The organism is Marinococcus tarijensis (assembly GCF_054971385.1).
The window spans coordinates 1-8973 of record NZ_JBQOJA010000050.1 but is presented as its reverse complement, the minus strand read 5'-3'; the positions used below and the strand labels follow the sequence as shown (position 1 = coordinate 8973).

The window sequence follows — 8973 nt, the reverse complement described above, 5'->3', positions numbered from 1 at the left end:
TCTCAGCCTGCGGATTCGCCTGGAAACCGGAAACCATCGACGACAACTCGTCAAGTCCATATTTTGGTGAAGAGCCCTATTTTTTCATAATAGGCTAATTTTTGGAAGTAATAATTCCGCTGATGCCCGGCTTTTCAGGCGAAGCGTTCATTCTTTGGAGAGCACTGAGGTGTTAAGCCGGCCCATCACCAGCACGTTGTCGAATGCACCCCGGGCAAAATGGGCTTTGCGGAGCGTGCCTTCTGTTTCAAATCCACGGCTTTTATACAGCTGTACGGCGCGCGTGTTCCCTTCCACCACGTCCAGCTCCAGCCGGAACAAGCCTAAATAATTGTCGGCAATATCGATCAGTTGATCCAGCAGGCGGTTGCCGATTCCCTGGTTCTGAAACTCATCGTGCACCGCCATAGCGGCCAGACCGTAGTAATGGAGCTTTCCGCCGAGCACCTCCAGGGAGCTGATACCAACGACGCGGCCGTCGCACTCTGCCACAATCACATGATCGTTCGCCGTCAGCCCTTGGATAAAAGATTGGCTGGATGCTCTTCGCTCCGAAGGAAGCCCGAGCGTGTAATGCATGACAGAGGGCTGGCGCCGGAGATTATTAATATCTTTTTCATCCTCTGCTTCGACAGGGCGCAGGATGATTTGTTCAGTCATGGTCGTATCCCCTTCCTGTTTGATAAATTGGTTTATTGTAACAAATTGACAGGCTCCACCCAGTATATCGTCTTCGTTCCGGCTGTCAAAAAATAGGTTTACTTTTCCCGGGGACATGGTTACACTGAAATTAACAACATATTGGCTTTGCAGATGAACGTATTGGGAGAGCCTGTGAATTTTTTGCAGCACCGAAGGAGCAATTCTTTCCACCAGCCCGGGAAGAAAAAACTCTCAGGTACCAGGACCAGTACAGGATGCACCTCTGGAGAAGGTATACGTACCTGCCGAAGAAGAAAATTCTTGTCAAAGAATGAAATCTTTCAGGCACACAGACAGAGAATCGGCGCTTATGCCGCTTCTCTGTCTTTTTTTCGGTTATTGTAATCGCTTTCAATTCAAATATGGAGGATTTGCTATGGAGTTTGACAGCTGCTTTGATATTATCGGACCAATTATGGTCGGCCCCTCGAGCTCCCATACCGCAGGGGTGGTATCGATTGGGAAATTTGTGCATGACTGGCTTGGAGACGTCACCAATGTAACCATCACGTTCTACGGCTCTCTTGCCTCCACCTACCAGGGCCACGGCTCGGATAAAGCGATACTCGGCGGCCTGCTCGGATTATCCGCGCACGACACCAACGTCCGGAGTGCCTACGCTCTCGCAAAGGACAAGGGTCTCCGTTACGATTTTCAGCTCTGCCCGGAGACCCCTGGCGGCTGCCGCCCGAACACCGTAGATCTTAGGGCCTCATCCGCCCGGGAAAGCATCCAGGCTTCCGGTGCTTCCATCGGGGGCGGCGTTGCCTATATTTATGAAATCAACGGCCGGCACACAAGTATTAATCTGGGAACGGGTGCGGATATTTTATCTATAACCGCCCGCACAAAAAAGGAGGCACCATTCAGATGAACGATACTATGGAAAGCATTGTCCGGGAATGTACGGCTCAGGACATTTCCATCGGCGAGTGGATGCTCCGCCGCGAAGTCGAACGCTCCGGCTCTTCCCGCGGGGAAATTTTTGCACGCATGCAGGAGCGGCTGCAGGTAATGAAGCAGGCTGTACGCGACGGCCTGCACGACCTAACGGAAACAGAAAGCGGACTTTCAGGCGGGGATGCCCACCGGATGCACCAGTATAGTCAGAGCACTGCTCCGTTATCCGGACCGGTCATCAGCTCAGCGATGACCGCCGCCATGGCGACCTCCGAAAGCAACGCGAAAATGGGACTCATTGTCGCGACGCCTACGGCCGGCTCCGCCGGCATTCTGCCAGGCGTACTGGTTTCTCTCCAGGATAACCGCAGCCTCAGTGACGATGCTCTTACCATGGGGCTGTTTGCAGCGAGCGCCATCGGGTACGTATTTGCAAATCACGCCTTCATTTCCGGTGCCGCCGGCGGCTGCCAGGCAGAGATCGGGTCAGCAACAGCCATGGCGGCAGGGACGATCACGGAGCTGCAGAAGGGATCGCCGGAACAGGCGGCACACGCAACAGCGATGGCGATGAAGTCGCTACTCGGTCTCGTGTGTGATCCGGTCGCCGGGCTTGTTGAAGTCCCGTGCGTAAAAAGAAACGTCATCGGCTCCTCCATCGCCTTTTCGGCAGCCGACATGGCGTTAGCCGGCATCGCGAGCCGCATCCCATGTGATGAAGTAATCCAGACCATGCATACCATCGGCCGCGATATGCCCGGCAGCCTGAAGGAAACCGCTGAGGGAGGGCTTGCCCAGACCCCGACAGGAAAAAAAGCCGCCCGGAAACTGCATCAGCGCCCCTGCACTTTATAAATCTACTTTGATCCAAGGAGTGAAGCCATGAATGAAAAACGATTTTTTCAAATCTGGTTCGGCATCCTCACGCTTATCAGCATGCTGTTTTCGTACTGGGCTATAGCGGCTTCTGCCCTTGTACTGGGCATACTCTGCCTTTACTCTCGAGAACCTGGTAAAGCGTAACAGCTCTCTTCCGCCAAAGCAGGCTTGAGCCCATGCTCAAGCCTGCCTGTATAACATAAAAATCAGTTTCCTTCTGCTTCCAGGCATTCTGCTTTCAGTATTTCCTCTGTCCGTGCTATTCTGAATATAAGTTTTGTCAAAGGAGGTCACTATTATCGATCATTTTGCATATGTACTTCAACGCCCTAAAAACCAGGTATACATAGGAACAGCCGCCGATATCCGTTCACGCTTTGGCAGCCAGGAGCCCGTTTATTTCTGCACGGAGGATGAGCTGCTTGATAGTTTAAACTCCTTTCGGGAAGAAGAGCTTATTATCACTACCGTCAGTGACCTGCCCGTGATTAAACGAAAATGGGACGATAAAAATCATTACACGCTGTAATTGTACGTAAAACACTCCGGCTGCCTGTGAGAATCAGCCGGAGCCTTTTTTGAGTTATTGAAGCGGAGCGGCATGCGCCCGCTGGATAGAGGCAATCGCTGTATCGATGACGTGCACGTCGCACGGCGCACGCTTTTGGACCGTTCTGGCCACAGTGTTTCCCTGCATAACCTGCCCGAATGCGCTGCCGCCGGACTGGCCGATTACGATCAGATCTGGTTCAATTCTTTCATATAACTGGTTTACCAGCCGTTTTTTGGGGACCCCGTTATCGAGCACAGCTTTTACTTCGGGCACTCCTTTTTCTTCGGCATTTTTCCGGTAGGCACCAAGCTGGTATTCAGCCTCTGCATGCAGACGTTTGATGCCGATCGGATCCATCCATCCAAGCGAGGTGTATTCATTATAATGAAACACGTACGCAAGCGTTAAATCGGCTCTGTGTTTAACAGCCACCCGGCACGCTTCATCAAAGGCATCGACACTGGGGCTGTTCAGCACATCAAGCGCGGCCAGAATATGGGTATATTGCTTCATTCCATTTCACCTTCTTATTATTTTATAATAAAAGCCAAAAAGCACGAAGGGGTCCCTTCACGTACTTTTTGGCTCATGCTGCAGGCTTATGGATTCCTGACATTTCCGCCGAATTGGCTTGAATTTATATTTTGTATTCCCAATCGGCTTTTTGACTCAAACTAATAATATTCTGTTTTTACAATTTTCATTCGTTTTCAAATATGAATTTGAGGTTTTAAACTAGTAGCAGCCGGATAGTATACAAATGAAACTTTGTTGCAGGAGGATCTCACATGAATAAACATCATCTTTTAAACCAGCTTAATGCTTTAAAGCAGCAATGGGCGCAAAAAGAAATTTCTCTGCAGGAGTACCTGCAGCAGCGTTTGAACCTGCGTCAGCAGCTGAATAAAAAACATGATGAAAAATAGCACAAAACCAGGCAGCGAAACGGTTCCGCTGCCTGGTTTTTTTAAACAGTTATGCTTCGGTGATCCAGGTGGTTACCTGCTCCACCGGCCTCCGTCTGCCTTCCTTCATTTCCCGCAGCGGATAGCCGATATAAATCAGCCCGAGCACCTTCCCCTGCTCCCCGAGGCCGAACAGCTCGTTCATTTTCGGATGATAGCAGTGCGATCCCGTGCGCCAGAAGGCCGCCAGGCCAAGCGCATGGGCAGCGAGAAGCATGTTCTGAATTGACGCGTAGACCGCTCCGTACTCTTCAAGCGTCTCCACCCGCTCCTCCTCTGAAGGCTCTGCTGCCACGGCGATCACGACCGGCGCCCGCATCGGCTTCTCTTTTTGTTTATCAAGATTTTTCTGTTTTTCCGTTTGTTCTTCAGGCGACATTCCTTCGGCGGCAATGGCAGCCATTGCTTCCCCGAGCTGCCTGCGTCCGTCGCCGGTCATGACGAAATACCGCCACGGCTCGGTTTTGTGATGCGACGGTGCCCAGGTGCCGGCCTCAAGCACCTGCGAAATGACGTCCTCCGGCACTTCAGTATCTTCCACAAGTCCGTTACTGCGGCGCGAATGAATTGCTGTAAGTACATCCACTCTGCTTCATCTCCTTCGTATTCAATGACGGTTAATCTGGCCTATTCTGCGGGCGGCCCGAATTTCCCCTGATGAAAGTCCCGGTACGCCTCCTTGATTTCTTCCATGCTGCTCATCACAAACGGGCCGTACGGTACGATCTCTTCGCGGATGGGCTCGCCGGAATAAACGAGCAGTCTTGTCCGGCGCTTATGGGCTTTAATGCGGAGCGTGGAAGATGCTTCCGGATCTCCGTCCTCCTCGAAGGTGAATGTCGCGACGTCATGCTTGTTGACGGTCCCATCCGCCACCTCGGCACTACCGGAGAGTGTATAAAGAAAGGCGTTATGGTTTTCCGGCAGATGATGCACGTATTCGGCGCCCTCCGATAAATTAATCTCGGTCAGCGTAATGGGAACGAGCGAGTTCAACGGCCCTTCTTCTCCGGCGATACTTCCGGAAAAAACCTTTATATACCCGCCATCAATCTGGACGGTCGGCGCTTCTTCCCCGTACACGTTCTGGTAAATTGTATCGGTATGTCGCTGGTCCTTTGGCAGATTCAGCCACAGCTGCAGCGTATGGGCGATATCATTTTCCACCCCGTCTTCGGCATGGCGTGCCGCCCAGCCTGCGTTCATATACTGCACGTCCCCGGGCTCGAGAATATCGCGGCCGCCGCCGTTATCAATATGCTCAAGCCGTCCGTCCACCACATACGTCACGGTCTGAAAGCCACGGTGCGGGTGGTCCGGGAAGGTGCCCTTCTTGAACCAGTCCTCCGCCATTAATATGAACGGGTCGAAATCCTTCCACCGGTCCACCGGCAGCACCCATCCCTTCTGAATGGAAGGAAAGCCGAATTCTTCATACTGGACTGTCCACTTATCACGGATGCGGCGTTGAAACAGATCCTGTTGATGTTCCATGAATAAACCCTCACCCTTCTATTTAGTATGCGTAGCAACTATTTTCCCAAAAAATATATTTCCTTCATCTCATCTGCAATTTCAGTACAACATATTTTTTCCTGCCCTGCAAAGAATCTACTCCGAGAATCGTTACTCCTCCCGAAGACTCTCGGAGACATTTCTGTTTATTTTGGCAAGCGTCTGCTCCAGCGCTTTAAGCTCTTCTGCACTGATTCCCTTCGTTACTGCGGCATTGAACCGCTCGGCTTTCGGGCGCACTTTTTCCTGCAGCTGTCTGCCTTCTTCTGTGACAAACAGCTGCACCGCCCGCTGATCTTCGATACCCGCCGTGCGCCGGACGAACTGCTTTTTTTCAAGCTGGGCAGCCATCCGGGCAACGTTGGTTTTATCCTTCTGCAGCCTCCGGGCGATGTCATTCTGGGTGCGGCCGTCCTCCTCCCATAAAAGCATCATGATGAGGTTCTGCTCCGGAGTAAGATTAAATACCTGCAGCTCTTCTTTAATAAAGCTGGTTAATTTCAAATCGGTCTGGTGAATCATAATACTAATAAATTCCTCGGTATGCATTTGAATGTCCTCCGTGGCGATAATGGATTTAAAAAGCTGCAGCGGATACTTTATAAGCTCTGTTTCCAATACCATTGCGGTATAGGTGTATTAAAATAATCATGGTCCTGAATAACTTCTTTACTGTACCTGAGCAGCCTGCGATACTGCACATTACTTTCCCGATGTGCCCATACTATCGCTGATACGACATGAACCGCTGAGTACAATGCATAAAGCCTCCAAAAAAGAGTTTCATCAACATCTGCAGCCTGCAGATACCCGTCGATACAGCCCCTGCTGAACGCCTGACTTACGTTTTTCGTGAAAAAACCGGTTTTCTGCAGGTCGTGCACTGGATCTCCCCAATCCATCCGGTCAAAATCTATAATTCCCTGAAAGTGTCCCTCTGCTATCAATAGATTGGAGGGATGAAAATCATCATGCTGGAACCTGTTTGGGCGGCCTGCCATTAAATATTCGTTCTCTTTAATATAGGTATTCAGCAGATGCACTGTTTCCTTATCCACCCCAGTCTGGATAAGCTGCTCAAAGTACCGGGCGATCTTTTTTGTTTTCACCGTTTTCCAGTCCGGATAATCAGATGGTGCCTTGAGTTCATGCAGCCTGGAAAGCTCTTTGGATGCTTCAAAGCCGGCTTTGTATTGATCTTTTGGAGAATAAGAAGAAAGCACTGCTTCTGCATCGTCACCCGGCATATATGTCAGCAGCATAAACGCCCATTCATTTCCTTCGTCTGAAGCTCGTTTCCCGATATCTATGGCACGTGGAATAAAGGAAGAATACTCTTCAAGCGTCCGAAGCACTTTGAAAACATGCATTTGTTCCTCAAGCTTAGCAACTGGAAAAGTCTTCAGCAAATATGTATCATCCAGAATAAATTTCCGTTGCCAGAGAACCCTTTTTGGATTGGCCGGATTGTTGAAGCATTCTTAACCGGACTATACTGTTGAAAACCTTCTGGTAACAATTTGTCTCCCTCCCATCAGATCGCTGTTCTCTCTGCTGGCTCCTGTTAGCAACATGAGACGACACTATTGCTTAGTTTCTTTTTTCTTCTAATGACATCGATTTTTAAATTAATATTACTTCCGCAGCGGCAGCACCGTCGAGGATTTGACCTCCCGGAGCACGATGCTCGTCTGCAGCTGGGAGACGCCGAGCTGGTTCAGCTCGCGGATGAATGCCTCGAGCTCCCTGCGGCTGCGGTGGATGGTTTTCAGCATATAATCAAATGCCCCGGTCATGCAGTAGCACTCCATGACCTCCGGCATCGCCGATAAACGGCTTTCGAGTTCATTTAACTCCTGCGTCTGGTGAATACTCGTGCTCATAAATACCGTACAAAGCAGGTCATACCCGAGCTTTTCCTGATTCAGGATCGCTGTATAGGAATCAATGTAGCCGTCCTGTTCGAGCCGCTTGACCCGGGCGTGGGTAGCAGGCGCGGAGAGGTTCACCCGCTGTGAAAGCTCCAGGTTGCTGAGCCTCGTCTCTGTCTGCAGTAAATCAAGAATATGTACATCCACATCATCAAGCATGCGTTTCCCTCCCGAATAATATTCGTTTTCAGCGCGTTTTTTCATGCTAAACAAAAATAAATTCTGTTTTCATTTCAATTACAGAATAAAATTTTAATTTATTTTATTTATGCAAAATATTATTTCTTATACTGATTTTACATGATACATTTATTCTGCACAATACAACGGGAGGGAAAACGTATGAAATACATTGGACTGCTGCTTCTCGCAAGCCTGTGCTGGGGGAGCAATTTTATCGTCGGCGAAAATCTGACTGCCTACGCTTCTCCTGTGACGCTGACGATTCTGCGCTACGGGATCGCCGTTCTATGCCTTCTGCCCATCATACAGATTACTGAAAAACGTCTGCTTCCTGACAAAAAAGCGATCGTGCCAATGCTTCTGATGGGGATCACAGGCGTTGTGCTGTTTAATATTCTGCAGTTTACCGCACTCACCTCATCAAGCGCCACCAACGTAAGCATCATCTCTACGATGAATACGCTGTCGATCGCTCTGTTTTCAGCGCTTTTTCTGCGTGAACGGCTGCGCGGCACACAGATCACAGCCATGCTCCTCTCCACCGCCGGCGTATTGCTCGTCGTGACCGGCGGCAGCCTGGCAGGCTTCTCGTTTGCCTCCGGCGATGTGTGGATGCTTTTAGCCGTGCTCGTTTTCGGCCTCTACTCGATCTGCAGCCGCTGGGCGACCACCATGGTCTCCCCGATGATGTCCGTCTGCTACTCCGGCCTGTTCGGTGTACTTCTGCTGCTTCAGGTCAACGGCTTTCAGGTTCCCGTACAACCGATTGACGCGGTATTTATCGGGTCCACGCTGTTTCTTAGCATCATTGCAACAATCGTCTGCATGATTCTCTGGGGGATTGGGGTGAAGCACTTGGGAGCGACGACCTCGGGGCTGTTTTTAAACTTTAATCCGCTGTTTACCGCCCTGCTTGCTTTCGTGCTTTTCGGGGAACACCTTACCTGGCCGCAGACGGCCGGCTGTGCGATTGTCATCGGCGGCTGCGTATCGTTTTCCCTGCTGACAAAAAAGCGCGGGAGGCTGCAATCAGCTCCCGCGCTTCAAAAGCGTACGGCTTGAGGCGTTGTAATACTTACGATTCATCCGGAAGCGTCCGCACAAGATGCTCGAGTGCGTCACGCATCGGTGTGGCCGGACGGCCTAGCAGCTTTTCAAAATCATCGCTTTCAATATCAAGCGATCCGCTGCGGATCCCCTGCTGGATGCTTACAAGCATCGGCACCACGGCCTCCGGCATGCCGGCTTCCTTCATGATCTCTGCATATTCGAGAGCATAAAATAGTTTGTGTAAACGATCGATCACCAAAAAAGGAAGTCCTTTTCTAGTAGAATGAAGTTACCG

At 50.5% G+C, this 8973-nt stretch carries 14 protein-coding genes and 2 riboswitches; of the genes, 6 read left to right on the top strand and 8 right to left on the bottom strand.

Going from position 1 to position 8973, the window contains the following annotated elements; genetic code table 11:
• Positions 1-147: 147 nt before the first annotated feature.
• On the bottom strand, positions 148-660 hold the full coding sequence (locus ACTTK7_RS16540; protein ID WP_462869200.1) for a GNAT family N-acetyltransferase: 513 nt from the start codon (positions 658-660) through the stop codon (positions 148-150).
• Between the two features lie 153 nt (positions 661-813).
• A riboswitch (glycine riboswitch) is annotated at positions 814-920 on the top strand.
• A gap of 3 nt (positions 921-923) precedes the next feature.
• Positions 924-1001, top strand: a riboswitch (glycine riboswitch).
• 77 nt (positions 1002-1078) lie between these two features.
• On the opposite strand from ACTTK7_RS16540, the gene ACTTK7_RS16535 reads away from it, so the two are divergent.
• The 4 genes from ACTTK7_RS16535 to ACTTK7_RS16520 all read left to right on the top strand — a co-directional run bounded on the left by ACTTK7_RS16535 (position 1079) and on the right by ACTTK7_RS16520 (position 3010).
• Positions 1079-1576, top strand: coding sequence for a serine dehydratase beta chain (locus ACTTK7_RS16535; RefSeq protein WP_462869199.1), 498 nt, complete (start codon positions 1079-1081; stop codon positions 1574-1576).
• Positions 1573-2457 (top strand): L-serine ammonia-lyase, iron-sulfur-dependent, subunit alpha, encoded by an 885-nt coding sequence (gene sdaAA, locus ACTTK7_RS16530; RefSeq protein ID WP_462869198.1) that lies wholly within the window; start codon positions 1573-1575, stop codon positions 2455-2457. Before ACTTK7_RS16535 ends, sdaAA begins: the two co-directional genes overlap by 4 nt.
• A 27-nt stretch (positions 2458-2484) precedes the next feature.
• Positions 2485-2625 carry a hypothetical protein gene (locus ACTTK7_RS16525; RefSeq protein ID WP_462869197.1) on the top strand — a complete coding sequence of 47 codons (141 nt, stop codon included), beginning with the start codon at positions 2485-2487 and terminating at the stop codon, positions 2623-2625.
• 133 nt (positions 2626-2758) lie between these two features.
• A complete protein-coding gene (locus tag ACTTK7_RS16520; protein ID WP_462869195.1) occupies positions 2759-3010 on the top strand; it encodes a hypothetical protein in 252 nt (83 codons plus the stop codon).
• A gap of 54 nt (positions 3011-3064) precedes the next feature.
• Here the strand turns inward: ACTTK7_RS16520 and ACTTK7_RS16515 are convergent, their stop codons facing one another.
• Complete coding sequence (locus tag ACTTK7_RS16515) at positions 3065-3547, bottom strand: universal stress protein (protein ID WP_462869194.1); 483 nt, start codon at positions 3545-3547, stop codon at positions 3065-3067.
• Positions 3548-3822: 275 nt separating this feature from the next.
• Here ACTTK7_RS16515 and ACTTK7_RS16510 point away from each other — a divergent pair, with 275 nt between their 5' ends.
• On the top strand, positions 3823-3960 hold the full coding sequence (locus tag ACTTK7_RS16510; protein WP_462869193.1) for a hypothetical protein: 138 nt from the start codon (positions 3823-3825) through the stop codon (positions 3958-3960).
• A 49-nt stretch (positions 3961-4009) separates the two neighbouring features.
• Here ACTTK7_RS16510 and ACTTK7_RS16505 read toward each other — a convergent pair whose 3' ends face one another.
• The 5 genes from ACTTK7_RS16505 to ACTTK7_RS16485 all read right to left on the bottom strand — a co-directional run bounded on the left by ACTTK7_RS16505 (position 4010) and on the right by ACTTK7_RS16485 (position 7649).
• Positions 4010-4585: a nitroreductase family protein gene (locus tag ACTTK7_RS16505; RefSeq protein ID WP_462869192.1), complete on the bottom strand. Its 576-nt coding sequence runs from the start codon at positions 4583-4585 to the stop codon at positions 4010-4012.
• Positions 4586-4626: 41 nt separating this feature from the next.
• Positions 4627-5493 (bottom strand): pirin family protein, encoded by an 867-nt coding sequence (locus tag ACTTK7_RS16500; protein ID WP_462869191.1) that lies wholly within the window; start codon positions 5491-5493, stop codon positions 4627-4629.
• A 132-nt stretch (positions 5494-5625) separates the two neighbouring features.
• A complete protein-coding gene (locus ACTTK7_RS16495) occupies positions 5626-6063 on the bottom strand; it encodes a MarR family winged helix-turn-helix transcriptional regulator (protein ID WP_462869190.1) in 438 nt (145 codons plus the stop codon).
• A gap of 50 nt (positions 6064-6113) precedes the next feature.
• The gene (locus ACTTK7_RS16490) at positions 6114-6938 is read right to left on the bottom strand and encodes an aminoglycoside phosphotransferase family protein (RefSeq protein ID WP_462869201.1); all 825 of its coding nucleotides are present in this window, start codon (positions 6936-6938) and stop codon (positions 6114-6116) included.
• A gap of 210 nt (positions 6939-7148) precedes the next feature.
• Positions 7149-7649, bottom strand: a complete 501-nt coding sequence (locus ACTTK7_RS16485; RefSeq protein ID WP_462869188.1) for an Lrp/AsnC family transcriptional regulator — start codon at positions 7647-7649, stop codon at positions 7149-7151.
• Positions 7650-7787: 138 nt separating this feature from the next.
• Between ACTTK7_RS16485 and ACTTK7_RS16480 the strand changes: the two genes are divergently transcribed.
• Positions 7788-8690, top strand: coding sequence for a DMT family transporter (locus tag ACTTK7_RS16480; RefSeq protein ID WP_462869187.1), 903 nt, complete (start codon positions 7788-7790; stop codon positions 8688-8690).
• Between the two features lie 13 nt (positions 8691-8703).
• Here the strand turns inward: ACTTK7_RS16480 and ACTTK7_RS16475 are convergent, their stop codons facing one another.
• Positions 8704-8934: a hypothetical protein gene (locus ACTTK7_RS16475; protein ID WP_462869186.1), complete on the bottom strand. Its 231-nt coding sequence runs from the start codon at positions 8932-8934 to the stop codon at positions 8704-8706.
• Positions 8935-8973 lie beyond the last annotated feature (39 nt).